An 18,541-nucleotide genomic window follows, 5' to 3' on the forward strand; every position below is an offset into this window, starting at 1 on the left:
GTCCTGGTATTCAACTGAGGACACCGCCCATCAGGCGGTGTCGAGAAAAGGGGAGCGGCTTAGAACTTCTCTTTGCCGGACAAGTAACGCCATTGACCGACCGGCACCTTGCCGATGGACACGCCGCCGATACGGATGCGGCGGATCGCCACGACCTTCAGGCCAACGGCTTCACAGAACAGCGCGATCACGCCTGGCTGCGGGTTTTTCATCGCGAAGCGCAGGCGGTTTTCGTTCTGCCAGCTGGCTTTAACTGCTGGCAGCTCCTTGCCCTTGTAGGTCAGGCCGTGATTGAGGCGGTTGAGGCCGTGAGCAACCATGTCGCCCTCGACCTCTACCACGTATTCCTGCTCGATCTTGGTGGCATCGGCGGTCAACTTGCGCAGAATCTTCCAGTCCTGGGTAAACACCAACAGGCCGCTGGCCTTGGCTTGCAGGTCGGCGCTGGCGGTCAGGCGCAGGAAGTGACCTTTGAGCGGGCGCTTGCTGAAACGGTGTTCTTCGGAGAGCGTTTCGGCGCTGATCGAGGCCATGGCTGTCTCGGCATCCACGCCAGCAGGGGCGTGCAGCAGAATGGTCACCGGTTCAGGCACTGTCGCCTTGGCGTCCGGGTCGAGTTCGACTTTCTGGGTCGTGACCTTGAACTGCGGCTCGTCGATCACTTCACCGTCCACCGAGACCCAGCCGCCTTCGATAAACAGCTCAGCCTCCCGACGGGAGCAACCGACCAGTTCGATAAGGCGTTTGGAGAGGCGTATGGGGTCAGTCATGACAAGGGCCGTAACAAAAGGGGGCGGCTATTGTACCTGTGTGGGCGCGGTTAATCCCGGCCCCATTTCATTTAGCCCTGACGCTCCTGCTGTTGTAGCTGGTGCAAACGCATATGGAGCAACGGATAAGGTTGGCCCAAGCCATCATGCTCCGTGCGTCCGATCACCTCGAACCCGAGTTTCAAGTAAAACCCCAGGGCCTGTGGGTTCTGTTCGTTGACGTCCAGCGCTTGGGCATTCATGTGCTCGATCGCATACCACAGCAGCTGTCGGCCAAGACCCTGACCACGGTGCTGCGGGTCGATAAACAGCATCTCCACCTTGCCCGCCGCAACCCCGGCAAACCCGGTGATGCGCTGGCGTGAGTCTTTGGTGCAGATCAGCATCACCGAGTCCAGGTAGCGGGTCAGCACCAGCCCCTTGAGCAGTACGATGTAACTCTCGGGTAAAAAGTCATGAGTGGCCCGCACCGAATCCTCCCAGATCCGCGCCAACTCCGCGTAGTCGCTGATTTTAGGTGTATGGATAATCGAATGCTGACGCATGCCCGCTGCCCCTTGCTGTGATCGGTGCTGATGGGCAAAACGATAGACGTAAAAAAGCCCCGCATCTTGTCCAGAAGCAGGGCTTTTTTAAATTTTTACAGCGTTAGTCGCGCTTTTCGGCCCACAGGTCGTATTCGTCGGCGTCGGTCACGGTGCACCAGACCTTGTCGCCCGGCTTTAAACCGCTGGCATCGTCGATAAACACGTTACCGTCGATTTCCGGCGCGTCGAAGAAGCAGCGGCCAACCGCGCCTTGCTCGTCGACTTCGTCGATCAGCACTTCGATTTCCTTGCCGATACGCAATTGCAGGCGCGCCGAGCTGATCGCCTGTTGGTGCGCCATGAAACGCTCCCAACGGTCTTGCTTGACGTCGTCCGGCACCACGGCCAGGTCCAGCAGGTTGGCTGGAGCACCTTCCACCGGGGAGTACTGGAAGCAGCCGACGCGATCCAGTTGGGCTTCGGTCAGCCAGTCCAACAGGTACTGGAAGTCTTCTTCGGTTTCGCCGGGGAAGCCGACGATGAAGGTGGAACGGATGATCAGCTCCGGGCAGATCTCGCGCCAGTTCTTGATGCGCGCCAGGGTCTTGTCTTCGAAGGCTGGGCGTTTCATCGCCTTCAGGACTTTCGGGCTGGCGTGCTGGAACGGGATGTCCAGGTACGGCAGGATCTTGCCGGCAGCCATCAACGGGATCAGTTCGTCTACGTGCGGGTACGGGTAAACGTAATGCAGGCGCACCCACACGCCCAGGCTGCTGAGGGCTTCGCAGAGTTCGGTCATACGGGTTTTCACCGGCGCGCCGTTCCAGAAACCGGTACGGTATTTCACGTCGACGCCGTAGGCGCTGGTGTCCTGAGAGATCACCAACAGCTCTTTCACGCCGGATTTGACCAGGCGTTGGGCTTCGTCGAGCACGTCACCGACCGGGCGGCTGACCAGCTTGCCCCGCATCGACGGGATGATGCAGAAGCTGCAGCTGTGGTTGCAGCCTTCGGAAATCTTCAGGTACGCATAGTGGCGCGGGGTCAGCTTGATGCCTTGCGGCGGCACCAGGTCGATCAGCGGGTTGTGATCCTGGCGCGGCGGCACTACTTGGTGCACGGCATTGACCACCTGCTCGTACTGCTGCGGACCGGTCACGGCCAGCACGCTCGGGTGCACGTTGCGGATATTGCCTTCTTCCACACCCATGCAGCCGGTCACGATGACCTTGCCGTTTTCCTTGATGGCTTCGCCGATCACTTCCAGGGACTCTGCCTTGGCCGAGTCGATAAAGCCGCAGGTGTTGACCACCACCACGTCGGCGTCCTGGTAAGTGGACACAACGTCATAGCCTTCCATACGCAGTTGCGTGAGGATGCGCTCGGAGTCGACCAGAGCCTTCGGGCAACCCAGGGAAACAAAGCCAACCTTAGGGTTGGCTTTTGCGATGGTGGTGGACATGTCTAACCTCGGTATTGAATGACGCCGCCAGTCGGGCACGACAAGGCGGTGGACGGGCACTTGGTGTGCCTCTGATCAAAAAGTGCGCAATTCTAGCGATGGGCAGCGCACTTGACCAGCTTTATGCGGGGAAATGCGACGAGTGCTCTTTTGCTGGCCGGCGTGTTCTATAAGTGCCCAACGCTTACCTCAAGCTCACCGACTCATTGAAATCACACCCGTCATGTACTGATTCAAATCGCGCAGATCATTAATCCGCCAAGCGAACGGTGGCAGCTTCACACCGTTCTCTCGCAAGGTTTTTGGAATCAGGTCTCCATTGGGTCGAAGTATTATCGACGACACAATTACGCCCGGATAATCCTTAAGTCGTTTCTTGAACGCGGGTGTGGTGAGGTTTGGTGTCGGAGGGTTGCTCTTACTGGCCAAGGGTCCCGTGCCTTTGATGTCCGCTCCGTGGCACATGGCGCATCGCTGTAGGTAGATATTTTTTCCGTTGAGGTTATCCGCGAAGGACAGTGATGTTTGAGCCAGCGATAACACTGCCAGCGAAGCAATAAATACTCTTCTCATAGACGTCCTTGTTGTATCAGCTGGATCTGAATCGAGGGCAAGTTCAGGGCCTGGCGTTGGTGACGGGCAGGGCACGTCCGACCTCTGTGTATGGCCGATCGCGCACGGCCAGGCAGCGAACCAGTGCTGTAGGCCTCTGTGATCGAAAAGAGCGCGATGCTAGCCACGGGCAATTCACTTGACCAGCTTTATGCAGGGAAATGTGACGAGTGCTGCGCTATGCTTCGCGCCGTTGCGCACGGGTAAAAACCTTGGGTCAATAAAACGTCTGTTACGAGAAGTAAAACAGCGCATGCTAGGGTCAGCTTAGGCGCGTTGTTTATAAGAGACCTCAGGTCAAAGGGCAGGAGTGGTTGATGGGTCACGCGAGTAGTCAGGCAGCAAGTGCCGAGCATTCAAACACCAAGCCGATCGGCATGCTGGTGGCGGCGGTCGGGGTGGTTTACGGCGATATCGGGACCAGTCCGCTCTACACCCTCAAAGAGGTGTTCACCGGGGGGTATGGGGTTCAGGTCAACCATGACGGTGTCTTGGGGATCCTGGCGCTGATCTTCTGGTCGCTGATCTGGGTCGTTTCGATCAAATACATGCTGTTCGTGCTGCGCGCCGACAACCAGGGCGAAGGCGGCATCATGGCCCTGACCGCACTGGCACGTCGGGCAGCGGGGGAGCGTAAAAAGCTGCGCAGTTTCCTGGTCGTGTGTGGCCTGTGCGGGGCGGCGCTGTTCTACGGTGACAGCATGATCACCCCGGCGATTTCGGTGTTGTCAGCAGTAGAAGGCCTGGAGCTGGCGTTCGACGGCCTGGAAAAATGGGTTGTGCCGATTGCGTTGGTGGTGCTGGTGGCGCTGTTTCTGATCCAGAAACACGGTACCGATCGCATCGGCAAGCTGTTCGGGCCGGTGATGGTGACCTGGTTCCTGGTGCTGGGCGGGCTGGGTATCTATGGCATCAGCCAGCATCCCGAAGTGCTCAAGGCATTGAACCCGATGTGGGCCGTGCGTTTCTTCGAGGCTCATCCAGGCATTGGCGTTGCCATCCTGGGTGCCGTGGTGCTGGCACTGACGGGCGCCGAAGCGCTGTACGCCGACATGGGCCATTTCGGCCGCAAGCCCATTGCCCGCGCCTGGTTCATCCTGGTGTTGCCGGCGCTGGTGCTCAACTATTTCGGCCAGGGCGCCATGCTGCTGGGCGATCCTGAAGCCGCGCGCAACCCGTTCTATCTGCTGGCGCCGAGCTGGGCGCTGATCCCGCTGGTGGTTCTGTCGACCCTGGCGACGGTGATTGCTTCCCAGGCGGTGATTTCCGGCGCGTTCTCCTTGACTCGCCAGGCGATCCAACTGGGTTACATCCCGCGCATGCACATTCAACACACCTCCAGTGCCGAACAGGGCCAGATCTATATCGGCGCGGTGAACTGGTCGCTGATGGTCGGCGTGATCCTGCTGGTGCTGGGCTTCGAGTCCTCAAACGCACTGGCCTCGGCCTACGGTGTGGCGGTGACGGGCACCATGTTGATGACCACCATCCTCGTCTCGGCGGTGATGTTGCTGCTGTGGAAATGGCCCCCAGTGCTGGCCGTGCCGGTACTGCTCTGCTGCCTGTTGGTGGATGGGCTGTATTTCGCGGCCAACGTACCGAAAATCATCCAGGGCGGCGCCTTCCCGGTGATCGCGGGGATCGTGCTGTTCGTGTTGATGACCACCTGGAAGCGCGGCAAGCAATTACTGGTGGAACGTCTCGACGAAGGCGGCCTGCCGCTGCCGATCTTTATCAGCAGTATTCGCGTGCAGCCGCCCCATCGGGTTCAGGGCACGGCGGTGTTCCTCACCGCGCGGCCCGATGCCGTGCCCCATGCGCTGTTGCACAACCTGCTGCATAACCAGGTATTGCACGAGCAAGTGGTGCTGCTGACGGTGGTCTATGAAGACATCCCGCGCGTCCCGGCGTCGCGGCGTTTCGAGGTGGATTCCTACGGGGAAGGGTTCTTCCGCGTGATCCTGCACTTCGGCTTCACCGACGAGCCGGATGTGCCCGAAGCGCTGAAGTTGTGCCACTTGGATGATCTGGATTTCAGCCCAATGCGCACCACCTACTTCCTCAGCCGCGAGACGGTGATTGCCTCGAAAATCGAAGGCATGGCGCGCTGGCGCGAAGCCTTGTTTGCATTCATGTTGAAGAATGCCAACGGCAACCTGCGCTTCTTCAAACTTCCGGTAAACCGGGTGATCGAGCTGGGCACCCAGGTCGAGATGTAAGTATCTGCTGCACGGGAGCCGGCAATCGGCTCCCGCTTTCCGTCTGAACCCTGTGCAATCGATCGTTGTCGACTAGGCTCTAAGCACTGTTGAACAGTGCCCATAGAACCCAGAAGAGGTGCGCCATGAGTCAGCTGCTCGAACCCTATACCCTGCGCCAATTGACCCTCCTGAACCGCATTGCCGTCTCGCCGATGTGCCAATACTCCAGTGACGATGGACTGGCCAATGACTGGCATCTGGTGCACCTCGGCAGTCGTGCCGTCGGCGGCGCCGGGCTGATTTTCACCGAGGCCACCGCCGTGACTGCCGATGGCCGCATCACGGCACAGGACTTGGGCTTGTGGAACGACCAACAGATCGAACCGCTGCAACGCATCACCCGTTTTATCGCCGCCCAGGGCGCGGTGGCTGGCATCCAACTGGCCCACGCCGGGCGCAAGGCCAGCACCCATCGGCCGTGGATCGGCAAGCATGGCAGCGTCAAGCCGGAGGACGGTGGTTGGGTACCGGTAGGTCCATCGCCGATTGCCTTTGACCCTCAACACACCCAACCGCGGCAACTGGACGAAGCGCAGATCCAGCAAGTGATCGCTGACTTCGTCGCCGCTGCCAAACGTGCGCTCACCGCGGGTTTCGAGGTGGTGGAAATTCACGCGGCTCACGGTTATCTGTTGCACCAATTCCTGTCACCCATCAGCAATCAGCGGCAGGACCAATACGGCGGCTCCTTTGAAAACCGTATCCGGCTGGTGCTTCAGGTGACCAAGGCCGTGCGTGAAGTCTGGCCTCAGGAGTTGCCGCTGTTCGTACGGGTGTCGGCCACCGACTGGGTGGAGGACGGCTGGAACCCCGATGAAACCGTGGAACTGGCACGCCGCCTCAAAGACCTGGGCGTGGACCTGATCGACGTATCCTCCGGTGGCACCGCCGCCAATGCCGAGATCCCTACCGGGCCGGGCTACCAGACGCGCTTCGCCGAGCGCGTGCGCAAGGAGTCGGGCATCGCCACGGGGACCGTGGGCATGATCACCGAACCGGCTCAGGCCGAGCACATCCTGCGCACTTGCCAGGCCGATATCATCTTCCTGGCTCGTGAACTGCTGCGCGATCCGTACTGGCCGTTGCACGCCGACGATGACTTGGGCGGGCGCAAAGCAATCTGGCCGGCTCAGTACCAACGCGCGACCCATCGGGATCAACCGATTCATGAGTCTGACTTGAGGGATTGATCCTTCGCGGGCTCCATCTAAACCCACCCTGAGCCGGTGGGTTTTTTTTGCCTGTTGCTGTGGGATGGCACTGTAGGTATTTGTTACCGAAGTAATTTTTTAAGTGAATACTCTAAAAAAATCCCACACGTAACGAGATTGTTTCTACGCTTAGGGTAAGACCGATTTCTGGCCCAGGGAGTCAGTCTGTTTGTCCACGGAGGCATTGCGCTTCACGGGAGATGGTTAATGGGCGCCGGGAGTATTTGATTGATATCAGGAGAAACAGTCCATGGCCAAGTCCTATGGAGTAGCAGGTTTGGTGGCGTCTTTTTTGACCCGCAGGGTGTCCTTGCGTAGCCGCCGGTTGAGTTTGGATGAGGTCGAGTTGCTGGCGCAGTATCGCGCTCTGAACGAGAGCGATCAGGTGGCGATGCGTTATCTGATTGGGGCGATGAAGAGCGTGTCGCGGTTTTAGAGTCGACGTGGAACGCGTGTGGGAGGGAGCAAGCCCCCTCCCACAGTTGAATCAGGTGTACTTGCGCTGGTCCGGTGCCGGCGGGAAGTACTGATACAGCCAGGTTTCACTCAAGGTGCGGTCCTGGGTTCGGATAAACAGGCGCAGCTCCACCGGTTCCACGCTGTCGCTGGTCGGGTACCAGTCGAACAGGATGCGGTAGCCCTTGATGTTATCGAGCACCAGCACGCTGAAGTCTTTCACTTCACCATGGGAGCAAGTCACCACGGGCTCAATCCCTGTGCCTGGCGGTAAACGGTCCAAGCCACCGCCCTTGAAGTCCACGGCAAAACGGCGCGCCCATACGTCCGGGTAATGTTCACCCGGCGCCCAACCTTCGGTAAAACCGCCCATGCCGGAACGGGTCGCGTCGACCTGGGCCAATGGTGTGCTCACCGGTGGCAAGGCGCTCCAGTACAGTTTGTAGCCATAGTTCAGCGAATCACCCGCAGCCACCGGCTTCTTCGGGGTCCAGAAGGCCACGATGTTGTCCAGGGTCTCGCCGGTGGTTGGGATCTCCAACAGGTCGATGGAGCCTTCGCCCCAGGCGGTGGTCGGTTCGACCCACAGGCTTGGGCGCTTGCTGTACCAGTCCACAGTGTCCTGATAGCTGGCGAACTCATGGTCGGTCTGCACCAGGCCAAAGCCTTTCGGGTCTTTGTCGGCGAATGCATTGAATTGCAACTTGGCGGGGTTGTTCAGCGGGCGGCAGATCCACTCGCCGTTGCCGCGCCACATCGCCAGGCGGTCCGAGTCGTGGATTTGCGGGTGGATGGTGTCGCACATCCGGCGCTCGTGGGTGCCGCAGCTGAACATGCTGGTCATAGGGGCAATGCCCAGTTGTTCGATGGCAGTACGCGCATTGATATGGGCGTCGATCGCCATCACCACCTGGTTGGCCTGGCAGTCGATATCGAAGCGGTAGGCGCCGGTGGCGCTTGGCGAGTCAAGCAGGGCGTAGACCACAAAACGCGTGGCGTCCTTGTCTGGAGTTTCGAACCAGAACTGGGTGAAATCAGGGAATTCTTCGCGTTTTTTGGCGTAGGTGTCGATGGCCAGGCCTCGGGCCGACAGGCCGTATTGGCCGGTGGAATCCACCGCGCGGAAGTAGCTGGCGCCGAGAAACGACAGCACGTCATGGCGGTCCAGCTCCGGTGCCTTGAACAGCTTGAAGCCGGAGAAACCCAGGTCGCCGGTCAGCTGTTTGGTGTCGACGGTGGTTTTTTCATAGTTGAACAGCGAAGGGCGGAAGTGCACTTCACGCGCTTCACGGGTTTTCGGATCAACGCTGTGCATGCGCACCGGTGTCTTGAAACCCATGCCGACGTGGAAAAACTGCACGTCCAACTGGCCGTTCAACTCTTTCCACAGCGAATGCTTGCCGTCGTAGCCAATGGCGTTGAAATTCTGTGGGGTCATGGTCGCCAGGGTCGGCGGCAGCACCTGTTTGGTGTCTTTATACGCGGTTCCGGCGAGTTGCTTGGCCTGGGCTTTCAGTGCGTCGAAATCGAACGCCACGGCCTTGCCGTCGGCGGCACGGTTCCCGGCCCAGGCCTGCGCGGCCAGTAGGCCGCTGGCCGACAAACCGGTGTAAGCCGCAATGGCCATGGACGCTTTGAGCAAATTCCTGCGGTGCATAGAGACAACCTGTCGTGAGCAAATCCCGCGCCGTTCCTGGCACGTGCTGGATCAGAAATAACGGTTCGGACATGCCTTCGACCAAACGCAACGGACATTAAACAGACGCCGGATAGCTTAAGCGGTTCGATGGTGTAGGAAAAATGATTGATGGCTGTGTGATGGCGTTGCATATGAAACAAGTTGTGTCGTCAGGTGAGTTGCGTACTGTTGTAGTGAGCGGGCTTGCCCCGCGCTGGGGCGCGAAGCGGCCCCCATGAAAACCACACAGGCCGTCTGAAAACGTGCGGCATTTGGCTTCAGGGCCGCGTCGCAGCCCAGCGCGGGGCAAGCCCGCTCACCACAAGACTTCTTTTAGCCACGCTATTTCGACTTAGCCCACCTCTCTCACTGCCCGAAAAGCCTCATCAATCGCCGCATGGGCGTACGCACTCCACGCCGCATCCGAGTTGGCGATGCTCACATGCCCTACAGGTTTGCGCGCCAGATTCATCAACGCTTCGCTCTCATCTGCGTTATCAAACAAGCTATTGGAGAAGCTCGCATACCCGTGTGACCAACGGTTGACCGTGATCGCCAGAATATCCGTCTCGTGCTTGAACCCACCCGGCCCGAGCATGCGTTGCAGTTGGTCACGCAGTTGCGCCTCCAGTTGCTCGAACGTCTGCCCATACAGCTTGCCCCGCCCGGCGCGTGCCTGGTCGCGGGCGTTCATACCGCTGTTGGGGCTGGTGGGCACGTAGACCATGTGCAGGCCAATCGGCTGCGTCGGGTCCCGTGGGTGATCGTAGCCGCCCATGCTCACCGGGTAGTCCAGCTTGATGCGACTGTACGGTTGGGTCGCCGCGTAAATCTCATGCACCCCCAGTTTTTGGAAGGACTGCCAATTGCGGATTACCACCTTGGTGTACACCAGCGGGTATTTCACGTTCTGGCTCAAGGCATGGGCCTGGGGCGCTGGCAGGTCTTTGAGCAGGTACGGAATCATCATGTTGTAGCACGCCAGGATGCAGCGCTTGCCGCGCACCTGTGCGAGTTGGCCGCCGCGGCTGTAGCCGATATGCACACCGCCATCGACGTTACGCACGCTGACGGCGGTGCTGTTCAAGCGCAGCCGTACCGGCGCCTTGGGTTGGTCGAGCCTGGCGTAGTCAAAGGTAGCCAGCACGATGTCGTCCATGGTGTGCCCCGGTGCTACGCCTGGGATCAGACTACGCACCAGCAACCGCGCCACCGAGGCGTTGCCATCCGGGAAATGGTAGATGTAGGGCTCTTCCATTTCCGCTGCGGCTTCTTCGCTGATCGGTGCCAGGTTCATGCCCGCAAACCCCGGGAAACCTACGCTATAGGCATCGGCCGCTGCCACGGCATCAATGCTCAGCGCCATGAAGTCATTGGTACGGCTTTGGAAGTACTTCACCGCGCCTTCCGATAACCCTACGTCCTTGAGCAGGAAATTGCGGTAGCTGGTCGCCGCCAGATGGTCGGCCTTTTCTTCGGCAGTCTTACCTGGCAAGTAGTCCTTTGGCGCCATGTGCAGGTCTATCAGCGCCTGGCGATCCTCTGCAGGCAGGGGGAAGTCATTGATGAAGTCGCTGATGGACCGCGCATGCAGTTGGTCCGGCGCAATATCGTCGGCCACCATGGGCGTCGGGTCGCCGGTCACCAGTTTGTCTTCGCCGAAGTTTTCCTTGTCGAAAAACACACCGCGCGACAGGCCCAGGTTGGGGTAGAACTGGCGGTCGAAGGCGGTTTCGAAGCGCTTGATATCAACCCCGAGCTTCTTCAACAGCCCGTTCACTTCCTTGCTGTACAGATGGTTCGGCGACTGCAACGCCTCGCTGCCGCCGTAACCGATGATCATGCGGCCACCGGCCTGGAATTCATTGCGCTTGGCGTGGCCGCCGAAGTCGTCGTGGTTTTCCAGGATCAGGATCTTCGCCTTGGGGTGCTTTTCCCGGTAGAACCATGCCGCCGACAAACCGCTCAAGCCACCCCCGACCACCACCAGGTCGTAATCCTCGGTGATCGGCAATTTCTCGGTGTCGAACACTTTCTTTTCCCAGCCCATCTGGTGAGCCACTTCGAACGAGCCGACATGGCTGCCGCGCAGGCCGGTAAGGGCAGGGGGGTAGTAGCGGCCATCGGGTGCGGCCTGGAGCAGTTGCAGTGGGGTCATGCCTGCGGCAACGGTAATGGCGACGCCGTTGAGGAAGTCGCGGCGGGTGATGTCCATTGGTGGGAACCTGAGATTTTATTGTTGTAGGACCCGGCACCCAAGGCAGGTGCCGGGGAGGCGCTTAATCAGTGCTTGAACATCACATGGCGAACGGTGGTGTAGTCCTCCAGCCCATACATGGACATGTCCTTGCCATAACCCGACAGTTTCTGACCGCCATGGGGCATTTCGCTGACCAGCATGAAGTGGGTATTCACCCACGTGCAGCCATACTGCAACCGCGCGGCCAAACGGTGGGCGCGGCCTACATCGGCGGTCCATACGGACGACGCCAAGCCGTAGTCCGAATCATTGGCCCAGCCCAACACCTGTGCTTCGTCGGTGAACTTCGTCACCGACACCACTGGCCCAAACACCTCGCGGCGCACGATTTCATCGTCCTGCTGTGCATCGGCCAATACCGTCGGCTCAAAGAAGAACCCATTGCCGTCCACCGCCTTGCCACCGGTGACCAGGCGGATATGCGGCTGTGCCACCGCACGCTCGACAAACCCCGCGACGCGGTCGCGGTGCTGTGCGGTGATCAGCGGGCCCAGTTCGGTGGCCGGGTCATCCTGCAAGCCGTATTTGATGCTGGCGACCGCCGCGCCGAGCTTCTCGACAAATGCGTCGTAGATATCCGCCTGGGCGTAGATGCGGCACGCGGCCGTGCAGTCCTGGCCGGCGTTATAGAAGCCAAAGGTGCGAATGCCTTCCACGGCGGCATCGATGTCCGCGTCGTTGAAGATGATCACCGGCGCTTTGCCGCCCAACTCCATGTGCATGCGCTTCACGCTGTCAGCGGTGCTGGAAATGATATTCGCGCCGGTGGCGATGGAGCCGGTCAGCGACACCATGCGCACTTTCGGGTGGTTCACCAGTGGGCTGCCCACGGTCGGCCCACGACCGAACACCAGGTTGAGTACGCCGGCCGGGAAAATCTCCGACGCCAGTTCAACCATGCGCAACGCGGTCAGCGGGGTTTGCTCCGACGGCTTGAGCACCACGGTATTACCGGCGGCCAGGGCCGGGGCGATTTTCCAGGCGACCATCATCAGCGGGTAGTTCCACGGCGCGATGGAGGCGATCACGCCCACCGGGTCGCGGCGGATCATCGAGGTGTGGCCCGGCAGGTATTCACCGCCGGCCGAGCCGCTCATGCAACGGCTGGCGCCGGCGAAGAAGCGGAACACATCGGCAATCGCCGGGATCTCGTCGTTCAGCGCGGCGCTGTAGGGCTTGCCGCAGTTGTCCGATTCCAGCTTGGCCAGCTCTTCGCCGTGGGCTTCGATCGCGTCGGCCAGTTTCAGCAGCAGCAGCGAGCGGTCCTTCGGTGCGGTTTGCGACCAACCTTCGAACGCCGCATCGGCTGCGCGCACAGCGGCGTCGACCTGGGCTTCGCTGGCTTCCTTGATTTCTACCAGTACGCGGCCGAGGGCTGGGTTGAATACGGCTTGGGCCGGGCCTTCGCCCTCGATCAGTTGGCCGTTGATCAGTAATTTGGTTTGCATGGTTCAGCTCTCCACAAACTATTGTTATTTCCTTGAAGCAACCGACTCTAAATGTGGGAGGGGGCTTGCCCCCGATGACAGTCTTTCAGTCACATCATCTACAACTGACCCACCGCTATCGGGAGCAAGCCCCCACCCACATTTGAGCTCGGTGCCTTCAATAAAAAAGTTATTTACCGCCACTCCCGGCCACGCTTTCACCACCGCGGGTCAGGTAATAGGCACCGAGAATCGGGAACATCGTCACCAGCATCACCAGCATCGCCACCACGTTGGTCACCGGCACATCCCGCGGGCGACTCAATTGGTTGAGCAACCACAGCGGCAAGGTGCGCTCGTGGCCGGCGGTGAAGGTGGTGACGATGATTTCGTCGAACGACAGCGCAAAGGCGAGCATGCCGCCGGCCAGCAGCGCCGAGCCCAGGTTGGGCATGATGATGTAGCGGAAGGTCTGCCAGCCGTCGGCGCCCAGGTCCATCGAGGCTTCGATCAGGCTGTGAGACGTGCGGCGCAAACGGGCGATGACGTTGTTGTAGACGATCACCACGCAGAAGGTCGCGTGGCCGACGATGATAGTGAACATCCCGGGCTCAATGCCCAACGTCTTGAACGTCGCCAGTAACGCGATACCGGTGATGATCCCCGGCAGCGCAATCGGCAGGATCAGCATCAGCGACACGCCTTGCTTGCCAAAGAACTCACGGCGATACAGCGCCGCCGAGGCCAATGTGCCGAGCACCATGGCGATCAGGGTGGCGATGGCTGCGATCTGCAGCGACAACTTGATCGACTCCAGCACGTCCGGCCGGGCGAACGCCACGCTGAACCACTTCAACGTGAAGCCCTGTGGCGGAAAGCTGAACGCTGCCTCTTCGGTATTGAAGGCGTAGAGAAAGATGATCAGGATCGGGAAGTGTAAAAACACCAGGCCGCCCCAGGCTGCGATCTTTAGTCCCAGCGAAGATTTCTCAGAGTGCATCGAAGGCCCCCAGGCGTTTGACGATGGACAGGTAAACCGCAATCAGCACGATGGGCACCAGGGTGAACGCCGCTGCCATGGGCATGTTGCCGATGGCGCCTTGCTGCGCGTAGACCATGCCACCGACGAAGTAGCCCGGCGGGCCCACCAGTTGCGGCACGATGAAATCGCCCAGGGTCAGCGAGAAGGTGAAGATCGACCCGGCGGCAATCCCCGGAATCGACAGTGGCAGAATCACTTGCATAAAGGTCTGGCGCGGCTTGGCGCCCAGATCCGCCGAGGCTTGCAGCAAAGACGGCGGCAAACGCTCCAGCGATGCCTGGATCGGCAGGATCATGAACGGCAGCCAGATATAGACGAACACCATGAACCGCCCCAGGTGTGAGGTGCTCAAGGTGCTGCCGCCCACACCGGGAATACCCAGCACGAACTGCAACACCGGCTCCAGGCCCAGGTGCTGCACGAACCACTGCGCTACGCCGCCCTTGGCCAGCAGCAGGGTCCAGGCGTAGGCCTTGACGATGTAGCTGGCCCACATCGGCATCATCACTGCGATGTAAAAGAATGCCTTGGTCTTGCCCGTGGTGTAGCGCGCCATGTAGTAGGCAATCGGGAAGGCCACGATGGCGCTGGCAATCGACACCACAATCGCCATGCTCAAGGTGCGAAGGATGATGTCGAAGTTCGACGGCTGGAACAGTGCGGCGAAGTTGGCCAGGGTCAGGTCCGGCGTGACCGCCATGGTGAAGTCGTCGAAGGTGTAGAAGCCTTGCCACAGCAAGGTCAGCAACGAGCCGAGGTAAATCGCGCCGAACCAGATCAGCGGCGGTATCAACAGCATCGCCAGATACAGGTTGGGCTTGCGGTACAGCAGGTTGGAAAACCTGCGCATCGGTGGTTGGGAGAGGGCCAGGCTCATGTCACACCTCGCCTGCAATGTCGGTCAGCGGTGTCATGGCTTCCCGCGCCCAGCGCGCGGTAATGGACTGGCCGACCTGATGGCCGCTGCTGATATCCAGCCACTGGTTGTTAGCCTGGCTGATGTTCAACGCCTGGCCGTTTTCCAGTTTCAGCTCATAGCGGGTGGCGCTGCCCTGGTACTGGATGTCATGCAGCAGGCCGCTGACTTCCACTTCGCCAGCACCCAGTGGGCCGTCGGCAAACCGCACGTGTTCCGGGCGGATCGAAAATGGCTGCGCGCTGCCGCTGAGGCGCTGGGCCAGCTCGCCGCGAATCACGTTGGAGGTGCCGACGAATTCGGCGACGAATGAGGTAGCCGGTTTCATGTACAGGTTGCGCGGGGTGTCGACTTGTTCGATGCGGCCTTTGTTGAACACTGCCACGCGGTCGGACATCGACAACGCTTCGGTTTGATCGTGGGTCACGAAAATAAAGGTGATGCCCAACTGGCGTTGCAGCTTCTTCAGCTCGCTTTGCATCTGTTCGCGCAGCTTGAGGTCAAGGGCGCCCAAGGGTTCATCGAGCAGCAACACGCGGGGGCGATTGACCAGTGCGCGGGCCAGTGCCACCCGCTGGCGCTGACCACCTGAAAGTTGAACCGGCTTACGGTCGCCATACCCACCGAGGGCGACCATGCCCAAGGCTTCTTCGGCGCGGTTCAGGCGTTCGGCCTTGCCCACGCCTTTGACCTTGAGACCGTAGGCCACGTTGTCGCGCACATTCATATGGGGGAACAGTGCGTAATCCTGGAACACGGTGTTTACGTCACGCTGATACGGCGGCAAGCCGGCGGCTTCCTCGCCATGAATGCGGATCGAGCCAGCGCTCGGTTGCTCGAACCCGGCGATCAGGCGCAGGCAAGTGGTCTTGCCCGAGCCGGAAGGGCCGAGCATGGAAAAGAACTCGCCGTCCTGGATATCGATGGAAACCCGGTCGACGGCTTTCACTTCGCCGAACTGACGGGAAACGTGGGTGAATTGGACTGCAAGCGTCATGGTGCGGTGCTCCAAAAAGGCGCGGGTCGTCGCAGCGGCCCGGCCTGGACTTCTGAAAAAACAAAACATCTATGAGTGCGGTCAATGTGGGAGGAGGCTTGCTCCCGATGACGGTGTGTCAGGCAACACAGGTTTGTCTGATGTACCGCTATCGTGAGCAAGCCCCCTCCCACAGGGGACCTAGGTCGTTTGGAAGGCCTTACCTGCCGCCCATGATCGCGATGTAATCCTGGGTCCAGCGGCTGTACGGTACGAACTTGCCGCCCTCAGCCTGCGGGGTTTTCCAGAAGGCGATTTTGTCGAACTGGTCGAAGCCGTTGGTCTTGCAACCCTCGGCGCCGAGCAGTTCGCTTTCCTTACAGGCCGCAGGCACCGCTGGCAGCGAACCGAACCAGGCGGCGACATCACCCTGGACCTTCGGCTGCAGCGACCAGTCCATCCACTTGTAGGCGCAGTTCGGGTGCTTGGCCTCGCTGTGCAACATGGTGGTGTCGGCCCAGCCGGTGGCGCCCTCTTTCGGAATGGTCGAGGCAATTGGCTGCTTTTCATTGACCAGCCCGTTGACCTGATACGGCCAGGCGCTGGAGGCCACCACGCCTTCGTTCTTGAAGTCACTCATTTGCACGGTGGTGTCGTGCCAGTAGCGGTGGATCAACGGTTGCTGGGCGCGCAACAGGTCGAGCACGGCTTTGTACTGGGTTTCGGTCAGTTCGTATGGGCTCTGGATGCCCAGTTCCGGCTGGGTCGATTTGAGGTACAGCGCTGCATCGGCGATGTAGATCGGGCCGTCATAGGCCTGCACGCGGCCTTTGTTCGGCTTGCCGTCCGGCAGGTTCTGGGCGTTGAACAGCACATCCCAGCTGGTGGGCGCGGTCTTGAACACGTTGGTGTTGTACATCAGCACGTTCGGGCCCCATTGGTACGGGGTGCCGTAGGTCTGCTGGCCGACCACGTACCACGGCGCGTCTTTAAGGCGTGGGTCGATGTTTTTCCAGTTTGGGATCAGCGAGGTGTTGATCGGCTGCACACGCTTGCCGACGATCAACCGCAGCGACGCATCGCCCGACGCGGTGACCAGGTCATACCCGCCCTTGGCCATCAGGCTGACCATTTCGTCAGAGGTGGCGGCGGTTTTCACATTGACCTTGCAGCCGGTTTCCTTCTCGAAACCAGTGACCCAGTCGTAGGCCTTGTCGCTTTCGCCACGTTCGATATAGCCGGGCCAGGCGACGATATCCAGCTGGCCTTCGCCAGCGCCAATCGCCTTGAGCGGTTCGGCGGCCTGAATGCTGACGCTGGCCAGCAGCGCGGTGGTCAAGGCACTGAGTAGTGCGGTCTTGTGCGCGGACATGGGGGTTCCCTCTTCTTTAATTATGGTCGGGGCAGTTGTGTGCAACCGGTGACGCAAAAGCTTAGTTGTTGTTTTAAAGATGTTGGCCGTGGCGGGCCATGATGTGGCGCACCACGCTGTAGTCCTGTAGCGAATCACTGGACAGATCTTTCCCATACCCCGAGCGCTTCAAGCCGCCGTGGGGCATTTCGCTGACCAGCATGAAATGGCTGTTGATCCAAGTGCAGCCGTATTGCAGGCGTGCGGCTACCTGCATGGCCTTGTCCAGGTTCTGGGTCCACACAGAGGAGGCCAGTCCGTATTCGGAGTCATTGGCCCAGTCCACCGCCTGTTCCAGCTCATCGAAACGGGTCACGGTGACCACTGGACCAAACACTTCGCGCTGCACAATTTCATCGCTCTGTTTACAGCCGGCGAGCAAGGTTGGCTGGTAATAGAAGCCCGCGCCGGAATGCACGGCGGCGCCCGTGACCCGCTCGATATGCGGCTGGCCGAGGGCACGCTCGACAAAACTGGCCACGCGGTCGCGCTGGCGCGTACTGATCAGCGGGCCGAGTTCGTTGTCGGCATCACGCTTGCCGGCAAAGCGCAGGCTGCTGACCGCCGCACCGAGGTCGGCGACCAATTTGTCGTGAATCCCCGACTGGGCGTAGATGCGGCATGCGGCGGTGCAGTCCTGACCGGCGTTGTAATAACCGTAGGCGCGCACACCCTCGACCACGGCCTGCAGGTCGGCATCGTTACACACGATCACCGGCGCTTTGCCGCCCAGTTCCAGGTGCGTGCGTTTGAGCGTCTTGGACGCGGCTTGCAGGATTTTCTGCCCGGTGACGATATCGCCGGTCAGGGAAACCATGCGCACTTTCGGGTGGCTGACCAGATGACTGCCCACACCTTCACCGCCGCCACAGAGAATGTTGATGACCCCGCGTGGTAACAAGTCCTTCAGTACAGGGGCGAGTGCGAGGATCGACAGCGGCGTATGTTCCGACGGCTTGAACACCAAGGTATTACCGGCAGCCAGCGCCGGGGCGATCTTCCAGGCGGCCATCATCAACGGGTAGTTCCACGGTGCGATGGAGGCGACGACGCCAATTGGATCGCGCCGCACCATGCTGGTGTAGCCCGGCAGGTATTCGCCGCTCAGTTGGCCGGTCTGGCAGCGCACGGCCCCGGCGAAGAAACGGAACACGTCGACGGTGGCGCTCAAGTCATCCTGACGCGCCAGGTGCAACGGCTTGCCGCAGTTCAGGGATTCCAGGCGGGCCAGGTAATCGGCTTGTTTTTCGATGGCATCGGCGATGCCCAGAAGAATGTTCGAACGTTGTTGCGGCGTGGTCCGCGACCAGCTGGCAAATGCACGGTGCGCTGCGAGGATGGCTGATTCGACCTGCTCGGTGCTGGCTTCAGCAATTTGGGTAAGCACTTCACCGGTGGCCGGGTTGAGGATCGGCTCGGCGAATCCCTGGCCCTGGACCAGTTCGCCGTCGATCAGCAACGCAGTAAGCAGCGGGGTGGGCGCGCCGGACATTTTTCGCGATCTCTTTTCTTGTGTGGTCATGGGCGTTCTC

15 protein-coding genes are annotated in these 18,541 nt (G+C 60.3%); 3 read left to right on the forward strand and 12 right to left on the reverse strand.

The annotated features are described in order from the left end of the window. Positions 1-59: 59 nt before the first annotated feature. From CKW32_RS02610 to CKW32_RS02625, 4 genes are all read right to left on the reverse strand, one after another. Positions 60-770, reverse strand: a complete 711-nt coding sequence (locus CKW32_RS02610; RefSeq protein WP_032891755.1) for an rRNA pseudouridine synthase — start codon at positions 768-770, stop codon at positions 60-62. A 71-nt stretch (positions 771-841) separates the two neighbouring features. Then, positions 842-1,315, reverse strand: a complete 474-nt coding sequence (locus tag CKW32_RS02615) for a GNAT family N-acetyltransferase (RefSeq protein WP_032891753.1) — start codon at positions 1,313-1,315, stop codon at positions 842-844. Positions 1,316-1,418: 103 nt separating this feature from the next. Next, positions 1,419-2,759, reverse strand: coding sequence for a 30S ribosomal protein S12 methylthiotransferase RimO (gene rimO / locus CKW32_RS02620; RefSeq protein WP_046384502.1), 1,341 nt, complete (start codon positions 2,757-2,759; stop codon positions 1,419-1,421). 195 nt (positions 2,760-2,954) lie between these two features. Further along, complete coding sequence (locus tag CKW32_RS02625) at positions 2,955-3,332, reverse strand: cytochrome c (protein ID WP_095183977.1); 378 nt, start codon at positions 3,330-3,332, stop codon at positions 2,955-2,957. A 356-nt stretch (positions 3,333-3,688) separates the two neighbouring features. On the opposite strand from CKW32_RS02625, the gene CKW32_RS02630 reads away from it, so the two are divergent. From CKW32_RS02630 to CKW32_RS02640, 3 genes are all read left to right on the forward strand, one after another. Beyond that, on the forward strand, positions 3,689-5,590 hold the full coding sequence (locus CKW32_RS02630) for a potassium transporter Kup (RefSeq protein ID WP_032891749.1): 1,902 nt from the start codon (positions 3,689-3,691) through the stop codon (positions 5,588-5,590). Positions 5,591-5,715: 125 nt separating this feature from the next. Then, on the forward strand, positions 5,716-6,822 hold the full coding sequence (locus tag CKW32_RS02635) for an NADH:flavin oxidoreductase/NADH oxidase (RefSeq protein WP_032891746.1): 1,107 nt from the start codon (positions 5,716-5,718) through the stop codon (positions 6,820-6,822). 271 nt (positions 6,823-7,093) lie between these two features. Further along, complete coding sequence (locus CKW32_RS02640; RefSeq protein WP_032891743.1) at positions 7,094-7,279, forward strand: hypothetical protein; 186 nt, start codon at positions 7,094-7,096, stop codon at positions 7,277-7,279. A 51-nt stretch (positions 7,280-7,330) separates the two neighbouring features. On the opposite strand, the gene CKW32_RS02645 is transcribed toward CKW32_RS02640, so the two are convergent. The 8 genes from CKW32_RS02645 to CKW32_RS02680 form a co-directional block, all read right to left on the reverse strand. Then, positions 7,331-8,956 carry a glucan biosynthesis protein D gene (locus tag CKW32_RS02645; RefSeq protein WP_095183978.1) on the reverse strand — a complete coding sequence of 542 codons (1,626 nt, stop codon included), beginning with the start codon at positions 8,954-8,956 and terminating at the stop codon, positions 7,331-7,333. A gap of 373 nt (positions 8,957-9,329) precedes the next feature. After that, positions 9,330-11,192 carry an FAD/NAD(P)-binding protein gene (locus CKW32_RS02650; protein WP_095183979.1) on the reverse strand — a complete coding sequence of 621 codons (1,863 nt, stop codon included), beginning with the start codon at positions 11,190-11,192 and terminating at the stop codon, positions 9,330-9,332. Positions 11,193-11,260: 68 nt separating this feature from the next. Beyond that, the gene (locus tag CKW32_RS02655) at positions 11,261-12,685 is read right to left on the reverse strand and encodes a gamma-aminobutyraldehyde dehydrogenase (protein WP_095183980.1); all 1,425 of its coding nucleotides are present in this window, start codon (positions 12,683-12,685) and stop codon (positions 11,261-11,263) included. A 169-nt stretch (positions 12,686-12,854) separates the two neighbouring features. Then, positions 12,855-13,664, reverse strand: coding sequence for an ABC transporter permease (locus CKW32_RS02660; RefSeq protein WP_032891735.1), 810 nt, complete (start codon positions 13,662-13,664; stop codon positions 12,855-12,857). Next, positions 13,654-14,583 (reverse strand): ABC transporter permease, encoded by a 930-nt coding sequence (locus CKW32_RS02665; protein WP_032891733.1) that lies wholly within the window; start codon positions 14,581-14,583, stop codon positions 13,654-13,656. Before CKW32_RS02665 ends, CKW32_RS02660 begins: the two co-directional genes overlap by 11 nt. 1 nt (position 14,584) lies before the next feature. Continuing rightward, a complete protein-coding gene (locus CKW32_RS02670) occupies positions 14,585-15,619 on the reverse strand; it encodes an ABC transporter ATP-binding protein (RefSeq protein ID WP_095183981.1) in 1,035 nt (344 codons plus the stop codon). Between the two features lie 199 nt (positions 15,620-15,818). Then, positions 15,819-16,970, reverse strand: a complete 1,152-nt coding sequence (gene ydcS, locus CKW32_RS02675; RefSeq protein ID WP_095183982.1) for a putative ABC transporter substrate-binding protein YdcS — start codon at positions 16,968-16,970, stop codon at positions 15,819-15,821. A 73-nt stretch (positions 16,971-17,043) separates the two neighbouring features. Then, positions 17,044-18,501, reverse strand: coding sequence for a gamma-aminobutyraldehyde dehydrogenase (locus CKW32_RS02680; RefSeq protein ID WP_177434247.1), 1,458 nt, complete (start codon positions 18,499-18,501; stop codon positions 17,044-17,046). Positions 18,502-18,541: the final 40 nt, after the last annotated feature.

Origin of the sequence: Pseudomonas sp. Irchel 3H9 (assembly GCF_900187495.1) — a bacterium.
Lineage (GTDB): Bacteria > Pseudomonadota > Gammaproteobacteria > Pseudomonadales > Pseudomonadaceae > Aquipseudomonas > Aquipseudomonas sivasensis.

Bases quoted from the DNA above. Each gene is read 5' to 3' on its own strand.
- CKW32_RS02610 (WP_032891755.1), bottom strand. From the start codon at position 770: ATGACTGACCCCATACGCCTCTCCAAACGCCTTATCGAACTGGTCGGT.
- CKW32_RS02615 (WP_032891753.1), bottom strand. From the start codon at position 1,315: ATGCGTCAGCATTCGATTATCCATACACCTAAAATCAGCGACTACGCG.
- rimO (WP_046384502.1), bottom strand. From the start codon at position 2,759: ATGTCCACCACCATCGCAAAAGCCAACCCTAAGGTTGGCTTTGTTTCC.
- CKW32_RS02625 (WP_095183977.1), bottom strand. From the start codon at position 3,332: ATGAGAAGAGTATTTATTGCTTCGCTGGCAGTGTTATCGCTGGCTCAA.
- CKW32_RS02630 (WP_032891749.1), top strand. From the start codon at position 3,689: ATGGGTCACGCGAGTAGTCAGGCAGCAAGTGCCGAGCATTCAAACACC.
- CKW32_RS02635 (WP_032891746.1), top strand. From the start codon at position 5,716: ATGAGTCAGCTGCTCGAACCCTATACCCTGCGCCAATTGACCCTCCTG.
- CKW32_RS02640 (WP_032891743.1), top strand. From the start codon at position 7,094: ATGGCCAAGTCCTATGGAGTAGCAGGTTTGGTGGCGTCTTTTTTGACC.
- CKW32_RS02645 (WP_095183978.1), bottom strand. From the start codon at position 8,956: ATGCACCGCAGGAATTTGCTCAAAGCGTCCATGGCCATTGCGGCTTAC.
- CKW32_RS02650 (WP_095183979.1), bottom strand. From the start codon at position 11,192: ATGGACATCACCCGCCGCGACTTCCTCAACGGCGTCGCCATTACCGTT.
- CKW32_RS02655 (WP_095183980.1), bottom strand. From the start codon at position 12,685: ATGCAAACCAAATTACTGATCAACGGCCAACTGATCGAGGGCGAAGGC.
- CKW32_RS02660 (WP_032891735.1), bottom strand. From the start codon at position 13,664: ATGCACTCTGAGAAATCTTCGCTGGGACTAAAGATCGCAGCCTGGGGC.
- CKW32_RS02665 (WP_032891733.1), bottom strand. From the start codon at position 14,583: ATGAGCCTGGCCCTCTCCCAACCACCGATGCGCAGGTTTTCCAACCTG.
- CKW32_RS02670 (WP_095183981.1), bottom strand. From the start codon at position 15,619: ATGACGCTTGCAGTCCAATTCACCCACGTTTCCCGTCAGTTCGGCGAA.
- ydcS (WP_095183982.1), bottom strand. From the start codon at position 16,970: ATGTCCGCGCACAAGACCGCACTACTCAGTGCCTTGACCACCGCGCTG.
- CKW32_RS02680 (WP_177434247.1), bottom strand. From the start codon at position 18,501: ATGTCCGGCGCGCCCACCCCGCTGCTTACTGCGTTGCTGATCGACGGC.